This is a genomic window from Paenibacillus sp. ALJ109b, from assembly GCF_010747435.1.
GTDB lineage: Bacteria > Bacillota > Bacilli > Paenibacillales > Paenibacillaceae > Paenibacillus > Paenibacillus taichungensis.
This window is the reverse complement of sequence record NZ_JAAIFP010000030.1, coordinates 128,490-145,540: the sequence shown is the minus strand read 5'-3', so window position 1 is coordinate 145,540 and position 17,051 is coordinate 128,490. Positions and strand designations below refer to the sequence as shown.

14 protein-coding genes are annotated in these 17,051 nt (G+C 47.2%); 4 read left to right on the top strand and 10 right to left on the bottom strand.

Annotated elements, in window-relative coordinates; all coding sequences use genetic code 11:
- Positions 1–29: 29 nt before the first annotated feature.
- Entirely contained in the window at positions 30–488 is a 459-nt protein-coding gene (locus G3352_RS25990) for a chemotaxis protein CheX (protein ID WP_063566082.1), read from the bottom strand.
- A 446-nt stretch (positions 489–934) separates the two neighbouring features.
- On the opposite strand from G3352_RS25990, the gene G3352_RS25985 reads away from it, so the two are divergent.
- Both G3352_RS25985 and G3352_RS25980 read left to right on the top strand, forming a co-directional pair.
- Positions 935–1,837: a LysR family transcriptional regulator gene (locus G3352_RS25985; protein ID WP_163761071.1), complete on the top strand. Its 903-nt coding sequence runs from the start codon at positions 935–937 to the stop codon at positions 1,835–1,837.
- A gap of 32 nt (positions 1,838–1,869) precedes the next feature.
- A complete protein-coding gene (locus tag G3352_RS25980; RefSeq protein WP_163761070.1) occupies positions 1,870–2,679 on the top strand; it encodes a histidinol-phosphatase in 810 nt (269 codons plus the stop codon).
- Positions 2,680–3,138: 459 nt separating this feature from the next.
- Here G3352_RS25980 and G3352_RS25975 read toward each other — a convergent pair whose 3' ends face one another.
- The 6 genes from G3352_RS25975 to G3352_RS25950 all read right to left on the bottom strand — a co-directional run bounded on the left by G3352_RS25975 (position 3,139) and on the right by G3352_RS25950 (position 9,441).
- On the bottom strand, positions 3,139–3,780 hold the full coding sequence (locus G3352_RS25975; RefSeq protein ID WP_163761069.1) for a GNAT family N-acetyltransferase: 642 nt from the start codon (positions 3,778–3,780) through the stop codon (positions 3,139–3,141).
- Positions 3,781–3,960: 180 nt separating this feature from the next.
- Positions 3,961–4,695 carry a metallophosphoesterase family protein gene (locus tag G3352_RS25970; protein ID WP_163761068.1) on the bottom strand — a complete coding sequence of 245 codons (735 nt, stop codon included), beginning with the start codon at positions 4,693–4,695 and terminating at the stop codon, positions 3,961–3,963.
- 39 nt (positions 4,696–4,734) lie between these two features.
- The gene (locus tag G3352_RS25965; RefSeq protein WP_163761067.1) at positions 4,735–5,676 is read right to left on the bottom strand and encodes a metallophosphoesterase; all 942 of its coding nucleotides are present in this window, start codon (positions 5,674–5,676) and stop codon (positions 4,735–4,737) included.
- A gap of 177 nt (positions 5,677–5,853) precedes the next feature.
- Positions 5,854–6,618, bottom strand: coding sequence for a succinate dehydrogenase iron-sulfur subunit (gene sdhB / locus G3352_RS25960; RefSeq protein ID WP_053783217.1), 765 nt, complete (start codon positions 6,616–6,618; stop codon positions 5,854–5,856).
- A 368-nt stretch (positions 6,619–6,986) separates the two neighbouring features.
- Positions 6,987–8,729, bottom strand: coding sequence for a succinate dehydrogenase flavoprotein subunit (gene sdhA, locus G3352_RS25955; protein ID WP_076290886.1), 1,743 nt, complete (start codon positions 8,727–8,729; stop codon positions 6,987–6,989).
- A gap of 43 nt (positions 8,730–8,772) precedes the next feature.
- Positions 8,773–9,441, bottom strand: coding sequence for a succinate dehydrogenase cytochrome b558 subunit (locus G3352_RS25950; protein WP_076290972.1), 669 nt, complete (start codon positions 9,439–9,441; stop codon positions 8,773–8,775).
- A 312-nt stretch (positions 9,442–9,753) separates the two neighbouring features.
- Here G3352_RS25950 and G3352_RS25945 point away from each other — a divergent pair, with 312 nt between their 5' ends.
- Entirely contained in the window at positions 9,754–10,677 is a 924-nt protein-coding gene (locus tag G3352_RS25945; RefSeq protein ID WP_063566089.1) for a LysR family transcriptional regulator, read from the top strand.
- Between the two features lie 55 nt (positions 10,678–10,732).
- Here G3352_RS25945 and G3352_RS25940 read toward each other — a convergent pair whose 3' ends face one another.
- Together G3352_RS25940 and G3352_RS25935 are read right to left on the bottom strand one after the other, a co-directional pair.
- On the bottom strand, positions 10,733–11,404 hold the full coding sequence (locus tag G3352_RS25940) for a potassium channel family protein (protein ID WP_076290888.1): 672 nt from the start codon (positions 11,402–11,404) through the stop codon (positions 10,733–10,735).
- 17 nt (positions 11,405–11,421) lie between these two features.
- The gene (locus G3352_RS25935; RefSeq protein ID WP_205525066.1) at positions 11,422–12,756 is read right to left on the bottom strand and encodes a TrkH family potassium uptake protein; all 1,335 of its coding nucleotides are present in this window, start codon (positions 12,754–12,756) and stop codon (positions 11,422–11,424) included.
- A gap of 475 nt (positions 12,757–13,231) precedes the next feature.
- Here G3352_RS25935 and G3352_RS25930 point away from each other — a divergent pair, with 475 nt between their 5' ends.
- Positions 13,232–14,929 carry a CPBP family intramembrane glutamic endopeptidase gene (locus G3352_RS25930; RefSeq protein ID WP_163761066.1) on the top strand — a complete coding sequence of 566 codons (1,698 nt, stop codon included), beginning with the start codon at positions 13,232–13,234 and terminating at the stop codon, positions 14,927–14,929.
- On the opposite strand, the gene uvrC is transcribed toward G3352_RS25930, so the two are convergent.
- Positions 14,898–16,988, bottom strand: coding sequence for an excinuclease ABC subunit UvrC (gene uvrC / locus G3352_RS25925; protein WP_076290890.1), 2,091 nt, complete (start codon positions 16,986–16,988; stop codon positions 14,898–14,900). The two genes, G3352_RS25930 and uvrC, sit on opposite strands and share 32 nt — an antisense overlap.
- Positions 16,989–17,051 lie beyond the last annotated feature (63 nt).

Genomic DNA, 17,051 nt, shown 5'->3' with positions numbered 1-17,051 from the left:
TATTGCCCCAAGAGGCGTATGGTTCTATTCTACGAGATCATCACTTGAATATCCATCTCACCGATTCCGTCCATCAGCAAAGGAATACTCAATGCCTTCGTTGCACTAAAAGAACTCACGTATTCAGAATTCATCACTTGTGGAGGTGTAATATCAACAACGACACCCTGATTGGACAGGATGGTACTTGCATTGCCGCTAATCATATTGCCAAGTTCAGAAATAGCACTTTTACTCATTTCGTCCATTTCTGTAATGACAAAGCCGCCCATCATGGCAGAAACGATTTTCAATGCTACCGACTCTTGTATTCCAAACACGATGTTTCCGCTCAGTTGTCCAGTCATTCCGATCACGATCCAGACATGGTCTGCGATGTACTCCACATTTTTCACGCCAAGACTCCCGGTGGAAGGCGAAACCTGGATGAGCTGTTCGAATACGTTCCGTGCGGATTCCAGGAAAGGATTAATCACTTCCGCTTTCACTGTCTAATGTCCCCCTTACACTGGGTTATTGGTCACACACCAAAAGTCCCATATTCATAAATTTATTATACTTTATCACGTACAAGAATTCACCAAGAATTCGGCAAGGCATGTGTATTATAATTTATCGTCATCCGCGGGGCAAATGTTTATAGCTGATTCTAGCGAAAAAACGAGGCTTTTCACATCTGTTGCAAGAACAATTGCCATGAAGAGGCATAGCAAAAGGCATTTAGGACTTTTTTACTGTTTCTTAAAATGTTAAAAATTTAATTTCTTGAAATAAAATTAATTTCTCGTTCTTATGGACCTCCCCAAATCCATGATGTTCCCTTCATTGCCCTGCTGTCCTGAATCACCTATAATTTAAGGAACGGAACAATGACCAGTTACGGGATTCCACCTATGGATAGACAGAAGACATTTTACGTGCAAGGAGGCCATACATGAATATCAGTCAACTGGAGACGCTGATTACTATCTCGAAAACGATGAGTTTCCGCAAAGCCGGAGAACTTCTAAATCTGACTCAACCCGCCGTCTCGGCCCAAATCAAGAGCCTGGAGGATGAATTCAGTACCGTTCTTGTCGATCGGAACCAACCGGTCACCCTCACCGATCGCGGACAGGTGTTTCTTCAACATGCCGAACGTATGCTGGACATCGTGGGTGAGCTGAAACAGAAGCTGATGGATCTCGATGAGACCCCTCAGGGACATATCAGACTAGGTACAACCACATCCATTGCCATTCAGATTTTGCCACGGGTCTTATCCTACTTTCAGGATCAATTTCCACTCATCAAGACCAGTATCCAATCTCTGCCTTCCTCACAGATCTATACCCAGGTCGAGAATGGTATGGTCGATCTCGGTATCGGTTATCTTACAGAGCGTAATCCTAACCTGAATACGTCCGTGCTGTATTATGATACTTTCGAACTTGTGGTATCTCCTTTCCATCCACTAGCGAAGCAAAAGCATGCTGCTGTGGATGTTCTGCGCAGCACACCTCTGATTTTGCTATCTCCGGATACGGTGGGGCGCCGCTTTACGGAAGGCATTTTCAAGAAACATAATATTGAGCCCAATATCGTTATGGAGTTGTCGAGCAGCGAGGAAGTGAAGCGGATGGTTGAGATCAATCTCGGGGCAGCCGTTATATCCAAACAATCCGTTGCCCACGAGTTACGGCAAGGCACACTGCGCATGATTCCACTCAGTGAATTGGAGGTCAGTCACCCTGTCGGAGTCATTTACAAATCAAGTCGTTATCTCAATTCGGCTATGCAGCAATTCCTGAGCGATCTCAAAGGCATGCCGGAGACCCAGTTCATCAGTTCAGAATGATAAATGAGCCATGAGAAAGGAAGGATTTCCATATGAAATTTGATCTTCACACCCATCATTTTCGTTGTGGTCATGCAGACGGCAATATTCGCGACTATATTGAGGCAGGTATTCAATCTGGACTTCAGGTCATCGGTATCTCAGATCATACACCTTACTTTGGAAGTGACGAGGAGCAGGCTTTTCCCCGGATCGCGATGGGCAAGTCGGAATTGCGTCATTACGTGGAAGAAGTTCTGGCTCTGAAGGAAGAATACGCGGGCAAAATTGATGTGCTGCTTGGCATTGAATCCGACTTTTTCCCTGTCCATGCCGATTTGTATCGCAATACACTGGGGCAATATCCTTTTGATTATATTATTGGTTCAGTTCATCATACGGAAGATGTCAGCATATTCAACAAAACCCGCTGGAACGGATTAAGCGATGCGCGTAAGGTTGAAGTGAAAGAGAGTTACTATGCTTTGATTCGGCAATCAGCCCGAAGCGGTATGTTCCAGATTCTCGGACATATTGATGCCATGAAAGGAAATTACCCACCTTTCTCGGATATTATTGCGGATCAAGCCATTGATGAAACGTTGCAGGTCATTGCAGAATCGAACGTGGCTATTGAAATTAATACGTCGGGTAAAACCAAACTCAGTGGGGGCTGGTACCCTTCCGATGCCATTCTGGAGCGTGCGCATCATTACGGAGTGAAAGTGACCTTCGGATCGGATGCCCACAAACCGCAGCGTGTTGCCGATGAACTGGATGACGTTCGTACACGTCTGCAGGAGATTGGATTCACCGAATGGGTATACTTTAAGCAAAAACAAATGCAAGTTGTACCGTTTTAAACATAGAGCGTCACAATAGCCCTCACGGCGTAAAAAAACGCTGTGGGGGTTTTTCTTTGTATCCTAATATAAATAATGTTATATAAGTTCAACTAAATATTTACACGATAAAGGAATGTAGTTCTGTCATCGGAGTGTTGGTATAGAAATTCCATAGTTAAACTTATATAGACACAAAAAAATGAACCCGCTAAGTGCGGGTCCCAACAGCATTATCTATTATCAAAAAGGGGGTCATGAGATAAGTTTACCCGCTGTCTGTTAGAGTTCAATTGCAGCTATATTTCATTTGTGTAACAAATAATTGAAGTTCGTTTCAAACCTCTGCTGTTTCATTTAATTCAGCATTTTGCATAATTCGATTCAACTCGCTTCCGAGTAAAAAATATAGACGAATAGAAACATTTTGATCTTTATTTTTCTGATTGAAAGACGCTCTTTGGATTTATGCAATATGCTCTATTCTATGTTACTTGTGCTTGTCGGATACCACGTTTGCAGGCGATTTTCCCAATGAGAACGGACATGCTGTTCACGATACAGACTATAAACCTTAACATCCAGCAGAGTATCCGGCGTCTCACCATCCTCATGATTCAAAACAAACGAAGGCAGAGTCCGTTCATAAATCATACCGCTTTTGCAGAGAACCCGTTCGGATGATACATTTGCCTCGTAACAGCGCGCTTCCACTTTGCACAAATTAAGCTCGGCAAAACCGAATTCCAGCAAACGCTGTACTGCCTCAGTTGCGACTCCCTTACCCCAGCATGACCTGTTCAGAATATATCCAATCTGTGCGGTACCGTTCTGGTCGTTCCAATGCTGGAATGAAGTGATGCCGATGATCTGTTCGCTGTCTTTCCAGCAGATGCCGTAATGCAGTGAATCCAGCTTGGCACTGCTGCTGCGAATCTGATTCAATAATCGCCGAGCCCGGATTGGCGTGGGCTGACTCCCCCTGTTTACATAACGAATCACCTGCGGGTCGGAAAACAGCTCCGACAATGTGCTGTAATCACTCTGACGTAATGATCGAAGAACAAGGCGCTCTGTCCATAAAGCAGGCAATCCTTGGCCCAGCATTTTTCGGGTCAGCATGACAATCGCTCCTTTTGCCTAACGGGTTCTAGTCCGGTAAGACAAGCATGCTCTGAGGATGATCCGGCGCAAATAAAATACATGGATAAACAATGAAACATCACTATACTCCACAGTACTCCGCTCAGTAGCCCGAACATTAGTATGCCAATTCATTACAGCGGATTATTCCTGACATAACTAATCCGTTTGCAGCCCGCGATAAACGCCCGTACGAAGTTCCCGGATATAAAAATCAAGGGAAGGCACCTGAGCCTGCTGAGCAATCTGTACTTCCTGCTCAATATCATAAGGAACCCTTACAAATTGAAGGTTGAACGGGTTGTTTCGATCAGTGCTGTTCTCTCCTTCAAGGATACAGTAAGAAGCCTGGGTAAAATCAAGCGGGTTACCCACACTGCCTGCATTAAACAACATTTTCCCATTCATAAATTGCAAGTATGCATTATGCACATCCCCATATCCTACAACATCCGCCACACCAAGCTCAGGTTTATCTGCCGGAGCATCGAACATCGCTAACCTTTTCTCGATCTCATCCCACGGCTGTACACGGTGATATACACTTTGGGGAGAGGCATGCACCAAGCGGATCGTACGACCACTCAGCTCTAATTGATGACTAAACGGCAAGCTCTCCAGATATGCCAATCGCTCCTTACCCAGCCGCTTCGCTTGCCAAGTAAAATTCTCATTGTCCTGATTAACCGCAACCAACTCATCCCAGTTGCCACGGATAACTTGCTCACATGTCTCCCTCACCAGATCAACAACCTGTACCGGATCAGGCCCCTTGCCAACGAGGTCGCCAAGACAAAAGATTCGCTTCAATCCGCGACTCCGAATATCTTTTAATACCGCTTCCCAAGCAGTCATATTGCCATGAATATCGGATACAATCGCAATTCGTTCCATCTGGCTAACCTCCCTTTATGCTCTATATTGTTTATGTTGTTAACCCTTTAATTCAAAAACCGTCAATTCCGGCCTGCACAAAAAGCGAATCGGCAGTTGGGTCATGCCAAAGCCACGGTTCACATAGACTGGCATATGCTTATCCCCTGCGTAATATAACCCTTGAATATACTTGAGTGAACCTCTCGGTGTAGTTAGTGCCCCAATCCAGGGAAAACGCACCTGTCCGCCATGACTGTGTCCAGAGAGCTGTAATCCGAAACCGTAAGGTGCTGCAATGTCTGCATAATCGGGCTCATGCATAAGCAGCAGTTTCCAGACCTCTCTACTCAATCCCTTGATTGCTACAACAGGATCAGGTCTGCCCGTAAGCGCGTCATCCAAACCTGCTATCGCAATACGTGAATCCCCTCGTTCAATCAAAACATGGCTATTCCGGAGCAACGTGAACCCGGCCTCTTTAAACATCAGCTCCACTTCATGCTGCTGATGGCCTCGGTAATCATGGTTCCCCAATACGGCATATTTGCCATACTTCGCTTGCATTGAAGCCAGTGCAGGAATACATTCACGCATCGGTTCTGCTTCTCGTTCAACCATATCTCCGGTAAAACAAATCAGATCAGGCTGCTGTTCCCGTATCGTTTCAGCCAGCTTCTCCATTTGTTTCTGCCCCGTATGGAATCCAAGATGAGCATCACTGAACTGAATCACACGCAGTCCCTCGAATGCTTTTGGAAACTTGGGCAGTTTCAGCTCAACATGCTTGATCTCCAGATGACGAGGCTCCCACAACCAGGCATATCCTCCTGTGAGCAAACTGGCACTCGCCGTCATTAAGATCATGCGCATCAAAAAACTGCGCCGGGAGGGATCATGATCCTTTTCCTCTCCGGGAAAAATGGAGTCCTCCGAATCAGATCCATACTGCGAGCGCCGGGGCGGCGAGATCTTGCTGCCCTCACGCGGTGTTTCTCCCATGCGTCCCCCTCCTTCTTCCGCTCCAAATCCATCCCCTTAGTATACCATATTCTGCATGACTAGCCCGGTTCCTTTGCGAGTACAGAAAAAGAAGCCGGGATCTTAGGCTATATATGCCAAGGATCACGACTTCTTCTAATGGTGCAGATCCGAAGTTCTGCATTTGATATGACTAGATTACACACCCAACCAGCGTTTGAACATGTGTTTGGTTGTTTGTTTGTTCATTTCGGCAATGGAGGTAGTCAACGGAATACCTTTTGGACAAGAGCGTACGCAGTTCTGCGAGTTACCACAGCCCTCAATACCTCCGTCTTCCATAAGTGCTTCCAAGCGGTCTTCAGCGTTCATCTCCCCTGTTGGGTGAGCATTGAACAGACGTACTTGAGAAAGAGCTGCCGGACCGATAAAGTCTGTTTTCTCATTCACGTTCGGGCAAGCTTCGAGGCATACACCACATGTCATACATTTGGATAGCTCGTAAGCCCACTGACGTTTCTTCTCAGGCATCCGCGGACCTGGACCGAGGTCATAGGTACCATCAATCGGAATCCACGCTTTAACCCGTTTCAGGGCGTTAAACATCCGGGTACGGTCGATGACAAGGTCACGAACCACCGGGAAGGTTTTCATCGGTTCGATGCGAACCGGCTGTTCGAGCTTGTCGATCAGGGCCGCACATGCTTGACGCGGCTTGCCGTTGATGACCATGGAGCATGCTCCACAGACTTCTTCGAGACAGTTCGATTCCCAGCAAACCGGGGCAATGGACTTGCCTTCTGTATTAACCGGGTTCCGCTGGATCTCCATCAGGGCGCTAATAACGTTCATGCCGGGACGGTACGGAAGCTCAAACTCTTCGTTGTACGAAGATGACTCCGGGCTGTCCTGACGTGTGATGATAAACTTGACGGTTTTTTTTGCTGTAGCTGTGTCCGTCATATCGTTGTCCCCTCCTTTGAGTGACGATGATTGGTGTTGCTGATGCGCAAAGTTACTCTTTTGGTGCACTGATGGCGCTCCGTCAACGGAATGTCCTTTCGACCGCTGTTGCTCCCCCATTTTTAGTGAATTGAATCTCTATTGAATAAAATGGGGTATCAAAGGCGGGCGCTTCGCTTCTTCAGGACATTTCCGTCTCCTACGCTACGTCGTGCTTATAGAGTCGCTTTACTGAAAGTAGCAATAATTCATTCTGGTTAGCAGTAATGTTGAGAAGCTCCGCGAACGCTTCGCTTCTGTGTGTCTACTGCTTTTCCGTTATGTTGCTAAGTCATTAACTTTATTAATAGACCGAAATTTCGCTTTACTTAGTCTTTCGAGTAGTCGCGGATCCGTGGTGGGATCAGAGAAACGTCTACAGGCTCGTACGAAATTTTCGGGCCTTCCTTCGACCAGCTTGCGATCGTTGTTTTCAGGAATTCCTCGTCATTCCGTTCGGTGAAGTCCGGTTTGTAGTGCGCTCCACGGCTTTCGTTACGCAGCAGTGCGCCCAAAGTCATCGCTTCTGCCAGTTCAAGCATGTTCCACAGCTGACGGGTAAATGCTGCACCCGGGTTGTTCCAACCGGAAGTGTCGTACATGTTGATTTTGCCGTAACGCTCTTTCAATTCCTTGATTTTGCCGATGGTCGCTTCCAGCTTATCGTTGTAACGTACCACCGTCATATTCGCCGTCATCCACTCGCCAAGCTCTTTGTGAATGACATAGGCATTTTCATTGCCCTGCATATTTAGGATGCCTTCGTATTTATCGGTTTGGCGCTTGGTATAACCATCGAATACGGAAGAACTGATATCTGCGGACGATTTTTTGAGTCCTTTGATATATTCAACCGCTTTCGGTCCAGCCACCATACCACCGTAGATTGCCGATACCAGTGAATTTGCACCCAAACGGTTTGCACCATGATATTGGTATTCACATTCACCAGCTGCGAACAGTCCTGGAATGTTGGTCATTTGGTTATAATCTACCCACATGCCGCCCATGGAATAATGGACTGCCGGGAAAATTTTCATCGGGATTTTACGTGGGTCATCACCCATGAACTTCTCGTAGATCTCAATGATTCCGCCGAGTTTCACATCCAGCTCCTTCGGATCTTTGTGGGACAAGTCGAGATATACCATGTTCTCGCCGTTCACGCCGAGGCCCATATCCACGCAGACGCTGAAAATTTCACGCGTCGCGATATCACGCGGAACAAGGTTACCGTATGACGGATATTTTTCTTCGAGGAAGTACCAAGGCTTACCGTCTTTGTACGTCCAGATCCGTCCACCTTCACCACGAGCCGATTCGGACATCAGACGCAGTTTGTCATCGCCTGGAATGGCAGTCGGGTGAATCTGAATGAACTCACCGTTCGCGTAATTTACACCTTGCTGATACACCGCACTTGCGGCAGTACCTGTATTGATAACTGAGTTGGTTGTTTTACCGAAAATAATGCCAGGGCCTCCGCTCGCTAGAATAACTGCTTCTGCCGGGAACGTTTGTACCTTCATCGTTTTCAAATCCTGTGCTACAATTCCGCGGCAGGTGCCTTCGTCATCCACAACAGCCTGCAGGAACTCCCAGTTCTCATATTTCGTAACGAGACCCGCTGCTTCCCAACGACGTACTTGCTCATCCAACGCGTAGAGCAATTGTTGTCCAGTCGTTGCACCAGCAAACGCCGTACGGTGATGCTTCGTTCCACCGAAACGACGGAAATCGAGCAAACCTTCCGGTGTCCGGTTGAACATTACGCCCATCCGGTCCATCAGGTGAATGATGCCTGGTGCTGCTTCACACATCGCTTTGACTGGAGGCTGATTCGCCAAAAAGTCACCGCCGTATACTGTATCGTCAAAGTGTACCCATGGAGAGTCGCCCTCACCCTTGGTATTTACCGCACCGTTGATACCGCCTTGGGCACATACGGAGTGGGATCTTTTGACGGGAACCAGTGAAAATAAATGAACATGGACTCCGGCTTCAGCCGATTTGATCGCCGCCATCAATCCCGCGAGACCTCCGCCCACAATAATTACATTAGATGATGCCATTGCTGTTCACTCCCTTATAAGTCAGCATTTAAAGTCCAAATGCTTAAATCAGAACTGTCTTAACTGCGTCAATCATAGAAGTGGCTACCTGGAAATCCATGCTCCGGAAAGCAAGCAGCGATGCAATAAACATGAGAGCTACAATAGCAAACAAGCTCATGCAGATGTAGGAAGATACACGCTGCGCACGCGGACCGACGGTAATTCCCCAGCTAACCAGGAACGACCACAAACCGTTGGCAAAGTGATAGGATGCCGCAACCACACTGATCAGATATAAAATAAACGTTACCGGGTTCATCACGATGCCATGTATGACACCGCCAAGCTCTTCGTGTGTGACATTCCCCAGCGCTACCTGGAAACGAGTCTCCCAAATATGCCAGATGACGAACACAAACGTAATGACACCGCTGACGCGCTGCAACGTATAGCGCCAGTTGCGCTCATTGCCAAAACGTCCCACGTTAGGCTTGGCCTGATAGGCAATGTACAAACCATATACACCGTGATAGAACAGCGGCAACCAGATGAGAAGCGTTTCAAGTACAATCACGAGCGGCAGGCCATTCAGAAATGCTACTGCATCGTTAAAGCCTTCTTTGCCGCCTTCAACTGCCGAGAAGTTCGTCACCATATGCTCAATGAAAAACAGACTGAGCGGAATGACGCCAAGCAAGGAGTGCAGCTTTCTGGAGTAAAACCCTTTCATAAAATGTCGATCCCCTTTCGCTAAATACAACGTTTTCATAAATAAAATTCGCTTATCATGACACAAACCTTTCCCAAGGAAAGGTTCGACAAATTGTTCCGTTTTCTTCAGGTGTGAACAACTTGTGTCACGATTCATGTTACTCCTTTTTTTCTTATAAGGGAATTGCAATATAATTATTAAATGTTATAACCTATAGGTATAAGTTATAAACATCGGTCGTGCAGGCCATACAACATGAAGAAATATTTGACAAGGAGATGCCTCACGCAAAGTACGTTCATACGTTCATTAGAAAAGAGGTTAGTGCTCATGTTCGAGGAATTAAACGCTTTTGCGGCGGTTGTAGAGCAGTCCAGTCTGAACCGTGCATCTAAATTGCTGAATCTTTCACAGCCCGCGCTGTCTCGCAAAATCTCCAAATTGGAGGATGAACTCGGCGTAGCGCTCTTTCATCGCCGTGGTAAACGACTTGAATTAACCAGCGTAGGCCAGTTCGCCTATACTTTCGCGGTAGAACAGAAGCAGCAGCAACAAAAATTTCTGACCATGCTGGCCCAGTACAAGGACGAAGAACAAAGCTCCATTACGCTTGGAGCCAGTCTGACAACGCTTCAAACCACATTGCCACCGCTGGTAAATGCCTTTATGGAGAAACATCCGAATGCGGAAATCAAACTGGTGACGGGGAAAACGCATGAAATTGTCTCTTTTGTGCGGGATAAAAAAGCCGATGTAGGTATCGTTGCCTCTTCTATAAGTGAAGCCGGGCTAAACTGTGTGCCACTTTTTGATGATCATCTGGAGCTGGTTGTGCCCTTAACGCATCCCCTATCGGGTAAAGAAGCCGGAATGGAACATTTGCAAGATCTGCCGATGATTACGTTCTCCAAGGGAACCTGGTATCGCAAATTAACCGACGACCTGTTCCAGCGCTGCGCCGTGATGCCGGATATTCGCATGGAGATTGATTCCTTTGAAGCGATTGTCCGTCTTCTGCCTACCTGCAAAGCTGCAGCCCTTTTGCCCAAGTCATATCTCCGCCCTCAGTTGCTTGCGGACAATGATCTCGTCTCGGTATATCTGCCGCAATTGCAACAGACCCGGCGAACAACCTGCATGATCTATGGGGAAAAGGAAGACCTCAGCCAAACCTCCAGACAGTGGGTCAGAGAAACGGCTGCGCTCTTTACAGCAAAGGCGCCGCTGCCCTCACGGAGGACTACGACGCCTTAGCATTCATATCAATCAGCCGAGCTCAACGCTCTGCTTTCATTTAATAAACTCAGCTCTAGCTCTCTTGGCTGATCACTTCTTCCTCAAAACGGTCAATGTCATCATTCATGCCGATAATTACCATGATATCACCCATCTGAAGCGAGTCCAGTGCAGTCGGGGCAATGATGACCCCGGCTTCCTTTTGCAACGCTACAATGCTGCAACCAAAGCGTACTCGAGCATTCAGAGTGGACAGCGTTTTATTATGCAGACAGGCCGGAACCTTCATCTCCACAATACTGTAATCATCGGACAATTCGATATAATCCAGCAGATTTGGGGTGACGAGCTGATGGGCAACCCGGATTCCCATATCACGCTCAGGATAAACAACACGATCGATCCCCAGCTTGTCCAGTGCCCGTCCATGAAGAACCGAAATGGCTTTGGCCACAACTGTTTTTACACCGAGTTCCTTCAGTAAAATAGCAGTGAGAATACTGGTCTGGATATCAGCCCCGATGGCAACGATACAGCAGTCAAAATTACGGATGCCCAGGGAGCGCAGCACTTCCTCATCCGTTGAATCCGCGACGACGGCATGGGTGACCAATTCACTCATGTCTTCGACGACTTCTTCATTTTTATCGATACCCAGCACTTCATAACCAAGCTCCATTAATTCCTGTGCCAGACTGGAGCCAAAGCGCCCAAGCCCAATTACCGCAAACTGCTGTGTTTTCATTGTTCTTCACGAACCCCTTATCCAATAATCATTTTGCCTTCCGGATACCTGTACAACTCTTTACCCTTTTTCTGTCCGAGTGCATACGCGAGCGTAATTGGTCCAAGACGTCCGGCAAACATAGTGAAACAGATCAAAAGCTTGCCGATCGTGGTCAGCTTCAGTGTAAGCCCCATAGATAAACCTACAGTACCGAAGGCGGATGTTGTCTCAAATAATATCATTAAAAAACTGCTGTCTTCCGTCGTACTAAGCACCATCGTAACGGCAATAATGAGCAACAGTGCAAGCAGTGTAATCGTCAGTGCTTTGAAAATCCGTTCCTGTAGGAGCCGATATCTGAAAAAGACGATATCTTCCCGTCCCCGCATCATGGCAATGACAGCTCCGGCCATAATCATGAATGTGGTTGTTTTAATGCCGCCTCCGGTAGAACCAGGGGAAGCACCAATAAACATTAATATAATGATGAAAAATTGCGTTGCCTGCCTCAGGCCAGCAATGTCTACCGTGTTCGCCCCTGCTGTTCTTGGGGAAACCGACTGGAAGAACGAACCGAGAATTTTACCACCCCAGTTCAGACCACCCAATGTCCGGGGATTGCTGAATTCAAATACAAATATAACCAGTGCTCCAAATATGATTAACAATCCTGTTGTCAGCAATACCACTTTGGAATGCAGCGACAGCTTCTTCGTCCTCCGATACTCCACCAGATCAGACAAAACGACAAAACCGATTCCTCCTGCAATAATAAGGAACATGGCTGTAAAATTTACGAGCGGATCATACACATACCCGGTTAAGCTGCGGAAATCTCCGAACATATCAAACCCGGCATTGTTGAACATGGAGATGGCATGCCAATATCCATAATAGATGGCCTGCCCCATTGGCATATCGAACGACCACCGAATGGCGAACAACGTGCCACATATGCCTTCCAATATGAGCGAGTAGATCACAACCTTGCGAATAAGGCGGACAATCCCCTCCATCGTGCTCTGATTCATCGCTTCCTGCAAAATCAACCGCTCACGCAGAGAGATCCGCCGTTTGAATGCAATCGCCACCAGTGTCGACATCGTCATAAAGCCAAGGCCACCAATTTGAATCAGGATTGCAATTATGATCTGACCCAACGTCGTAAAATGAGTACCCGTATCCACCACAACCAGCCCCGTTACGCAGACTGCGGAAGTCGCAGTGAAGAGTGCGTCAATAAAAGGAAGGCTGACCCCGCTTCGACTGGATGTCGGAAGCATCAACAGAAGTGTCCCGAGCAATATAATACCCGCGAACCCTAGGACCAGAATTCGGGGTGGCGATAGACGCATCCATTGAACATTCATTTTCACTTGAGTATCATCCACCTCTGCCAAAAAGAAAATGACCCCACGACGTGGAGCCTTTCTCCGAAGCGCTTTTCCACCTGACTTGACGGAATAGCCAAGCACTTGGAAAGCTTCATTTCGGAGTGTACACATGTATGATTTTCGCTGTAACACATATACATTAGGTTGGAATACCTTTTATACATTCTATTCGTTCCCTTGTTAGCCTAAAGACATGCAGAATATTGGACATTTGATTCAAAATTATAAGCGCTGCGACGTTTGTATACAAAACGATTTTTGTGTAAATAGCATCGAATTCCGTCAAAAAGGGAAAAACTCAGATATGGCGATGGATAGATCAGATTGTTTCGATCATTTTCATTCGTTTTCATGCATTTGCACCACTTCTCGTTTCGTCATTGGCATTCGGGGCTTGGGCTGTGCTATCTTTACTTTAATATCCATATTAATAAAGGAGGAACAATATTAAATGAATCCCTTAGGGCAGCCTTTGGTACTCAAAGCTAACTTCAAGCGTTTAGGGTTGCTTGCGGCGATTGGCCTGATTCTGTTTTTCGTTTTTCAAATCTTTCCTGCCACCTCATCGCAAACGACTGATATCCAGTCTACTTCCTTCATAAGCAAGGAGAAAGCGGCGGAGTCGGCACGATCTTTTGCAGCTTCTCTACCTGATTATACCCTTCCGTCAGATACCGGAAACGAGCTTGTGACCTACCAAACCCATTCCGACATCTATGGGTATATGGCCAAAACCAAACAGTTAGAAACCTATAACAAGAAATGGGAAACAACCTATCCTTACGATGTGTACCGCGTTCGTTTGCCCGATCAGGACAAAGGCGGTTATTTGAATGTTGACGTACATATGAGAACAGGAAAAGTTGTCGGTTTCAAGCGCGAACTGCCGTCTTCCCTGTATGCATCCATTGAGGCAGAGCAGGACAAAAGCAAAGTAAATGCTGCCCAACGTTTAGCTGAAGATAACCTTTCCCTAAATGAAAAAGAGCAGCTTGCCGCTGGCGTACTTGGCGAATTCGGGTATAATGTACCGAAACTTCAACTGGACACCCGTGAAGAAGAAGCGGGGCTTCAATACACAGATAATGAAAAGCAAATTGGAGATTCCAAGCTGGAACTGAATTTTACGTTTGAAAACGGAGCCGTTCGCTCCTTCGAATCGGTCTTCTCGGTTCCTACCTCCCATACCGACTATGTACAAAATCAGACCCGGCAAGCCAACTGGATGACTTATGGTGGTTATGCTTTCCTGACCTTTGTGCTTGGCGTGCTCGCGATCATCTACAGTATTCTGACGAGAGCACACACGTCATTCAAACGCGGAATCGTTCTGTCTCTGGTATACTTTGCAGCTTCCGTGATTGGCACACTGAACATGATTCCGCTCTTTCAGGCGCAGGGGTTGTCTAACTTTATGCTGACTTTCCTGATGGTGATGCAAGCTGGGATCACGCTGGTCATGAGTGCAACCATCTATCTGTCGCTCGTTGCCGGTGACGGCATGTGGCGCAAAATCGGTCTGAATCCTTGGCCTCGGGCCAAAGAACCCGGATACGGCAAATATGTCCTTCACAGTATGTATACAGGATACTTATGGGCGTTGATTCTGCTCGGTGTGCAATCCGTACTGTTCTTTATTCTAGAGCGCAGTATTGGAAGCTGGTCAACAACATCGGCTGACCAGTCCACATATAACATGAGTTATGCCTGGATCTTTCCGATTATGGCATGGATGGCCGGGATCGGTGAGGAAACGGTCTATCGTCTGTTCGGAATTCGCATGATGCAGAAGGTTGTACGCAATACGTTCATCGCCTGCCTTATCCCAACATTGATCTGGGCTCTGGGACACACCCTGTACCCGATCTATCCGGTCATCACACGTCCAATAGAGCTTACTGTCATCGGACTCTTGTTCAGTCTGATCATGCTGCGCCACGGGTTCATCGCCGTTGTATTCGCACATGTAATCTTTGACAGCCTGTTGATGGGGCTAAGCCTGATCTTCATGGGTGATGCACTGAACGTTTCCGCAGGACTCTTCTGGATTGTGCTTCCGGCCATCGTTGGTTATGTCATCTACAAAATGAATCCAAAACAAAAAGAGAAGCCGTATGTCACGACTCCTCATCACGAAGTGCTGCAATAATCTGATTCGCAAGCTTGTCACCAATAGATAGAGGCCGGAAGTCTTCGACGCTGGCCTCTTTTATTTTGCGTAAAGAGCCAAAATGCTTCAGCAGCAGCTTACGCCGCTTTTCGCCGATCCCCGGAATGGCGTCCAGACGGGAAGTCACCATCGATTTCCCACGCTGCTCGCGGTGGAACGAAATCGCAAAACGGTGGACCTCCTCCTGAATCCGCTGCAACAGGTAGAACTCCTGACTGTCACGCGGCAAGGAGATGACTTCCGGCGGGTTGCCGATCATCAATTGTGAGGTCTTGTGCTTCGCATCCTTCACCAAGCCACATACCGGAATAAACAGTCCCAATTCATTCTCCAAAATATCGACCGCAGCGGAGATCTGTCCTTTACCGCCATCGACCACGATCAGGTCAGGCTGGGTTAAGTTTTCCTTCAACACCCGTTCATAACGGCGACGGATAACTTCTCGCATCGTTTCATAATCATCCGGTCCTTCAACCGAGCGTACTTTGTATTTGCGGTATTCTTTCTTATCCGGTTTGCCATCGGTAAATACAATCATAGCCGATACCGGATTCGTTCCCTGGATGTTCGAGTTATCAAACGCTTCAATACGGTGAAGCTGATCGAGTCCAATAAAGCGTCCCAGTCCTTCAGCAGCTTTTGATGTCCGTTCTTCATTCCGCTCAATCAGGCGGAACTTCTCTTCCAGTGCCACACGTGCGTTATCCACGGCCATGGTGATCATCTGGCGTTTCAATCCACGCTGCGGAATATGGACTTTAATTTCCAACCATTCCTGCAATGCTGCTGCGACCTGAGAAGGATCTTCGAAGCCTGGAGGCTGTTTATCAGCCGATACATCTTCCTGAGCAACAGCGTCGTCCTGGTTAACCATCGCAGCTTCTTCCGCTTCTGCTTCGGGTTGAATATCACCATAAGATGCACGGGACTCGGCAACACGTAGCTCAACCGCAGAATCTTGCGCCAATCGCGTTGTCTCTTCTGGCTCGATTGTCACAGCCGCAGGTACCGCTCCATCAGCATCGGATATATCATCCGCACCACCGTCACCCGCTGCCAGATCTTTTGGCATTTCCGGCAGTAAGATTTCCTGTGGCAACGCAGGATTATCACTGTAATACTGGGTCACGTAAGACATAAAGTCACTGTATGCCTCACCGTAAAACGGGAACGTTGATACGTGTCGTTCGATCATTTTCCCCTGACGCATATATAGAATCTGGACACACATCCAGCCTTTATCAATGGCAAAACCAAACACATCGCGGTCTCTGGCATCCGCCATCGTAATTTTCTGTTTTTCCATCATCGCATCAATGGCAATGACCTGATCCCGAAGTTCCTTGGCACGTTCAAAATACAGATCCTCAGCCGCTTCCTGCATTTTGCGCTGTAAATCCTTTTTGATCTCCTCATGCCCACCACTCAAAAATGAACTGATCTCCTGGGAGATCTCATCATACTGCTCCTTGCCCACTTCTTGCACACAGGGAGCGAGGCACTGTCCCATATGATAATACAGGCATACTTCCTTCGGCATCACGCCGCATTTGCGTAACGGATACATCCGGTCAAGCAGCTTTTTCGTTTGGTGTGCCGCATATGAATTCGGATAAGGTCCGAAGTATTTGGCTTTATCTTTGAGCACCCGCCGGGTCACTTCGAGTCGGGGATGCTTTTCATTCGTAATTTTAAGGTAAGGAAACGTCTTATCATCCTTGAGCAACACGTTATACCGCGGCATATGTTTCTTAATCAGGTTACACTCCAGAATGAGTGCTTCCATATTGCTGCCGGTAACGATATATTCGAAATCACGGATTTCGGACACCAGGCGCTGTGTCTTCCCATTATGACTGCCGATAAAATATGATCTTACGCGATTCTTCAGCACTTTGGCTTTACCTACATAGATAATGGTACCTTCACTGTTTTTCATCAGGTAACAGCCGGACATGTCAGGCAGCAAAGCCAGCTTGTGGCGGATCTGCTCCAGAGCCTTCTCTTGCTCCTGCACGTTTGTAATGAATTCATCCATAATTCGGTGGGTCCTCCTTCCCGAAAAAAGTATAAATAAAGGTTACACTGTACCACTCCGATT

Coding starts and splice junctions, on each gene's coding strand:
- G3352_RS25985 (WP_163761071.1), top strand. CDS start 935: ATGAATATCAGTCAACTGGAGACGCTGATTACTATCTCGAAAACGATG.
- G3352_RS25980 (WP_163761070.1), top strand. CDS start 1,870: ATGAAATTTGATCTTCACACCCATCATTTTCGTTGTGGTCATGCAGAC.
- G3352_RS25975 (WP_163761069.1), bottom strand. CDS start 3,780: ATGCTGACCCGAAAAATGCTGGGCCAAGGATTGCCTGCTTTATGGACA.
- G3352_RS25970 (WP_163761068.1), bottom strand. CDS start 4,695: ATGGAACGAATTGCGATTGTATCCGATATTCATGGCAATATGACTGCT.
- G3352_RS25965 (WP_163761067.1), bottom strand. CDS start 5,676: ATGGGAGAAACACCGCGTGAGGGCAGCAAGATCTCGCCGCCCCGGCGC.
- sdhB (WP_053783217.1), bottom strand. CDS start 6,618: ATGACGGACACAGCTACAGCAAAAAAAACCGTCAAGTTTATCATCACA.
- sdhA (WP_076290886.1), bottom strand. CDS start 8,729: ATGGCATCATCTAATGTAATTATTGTGGGCGGAGGTCTCGCGGGATTG.
- G3352_RS25950 (WP_076290972.1), bottom strand. CDS start 9,441: ATGAAAGGGTTTTACTCCAGAAAGCTGCACTCCTTGCTTGGCGTCATT.
- G3352_RS25945 (WP_063566089.1), top strand. CDS start 9,754: ATGTTCGAGGAATTAAACGCTTTTGCGGCGGTTGTAGAGCAGTCCAGT.
- G3352_RS25940 (WP_076290888.1), bottom strand. CDS start 11,404: ATGAAAACACAGCAGTTTGCGGTAATTGGGCTTGGGCGCTTTGGCTCC.
- G3352_RS25935 (WP_205525066.1), bottom strand. CDS start 12,756: ATGAATGTTCAATGGATGCGTCTATCGCCACCCCGAATTCTGGTCCTA.
- G3352_RS25930 (WP_163761066.1), top strand. CDS start 13,232: ATGAATCCCTTAGGGCAGCCTTTGGTACTCAAAGCTAACTTCAAGCGT.
- uvrC (WP_076290890.1), bottom strand. CDS start 16,988: ATGGATGAATTCATTACAAACGTGCAGGAGCAAGAGAAGGCTCTGGAG.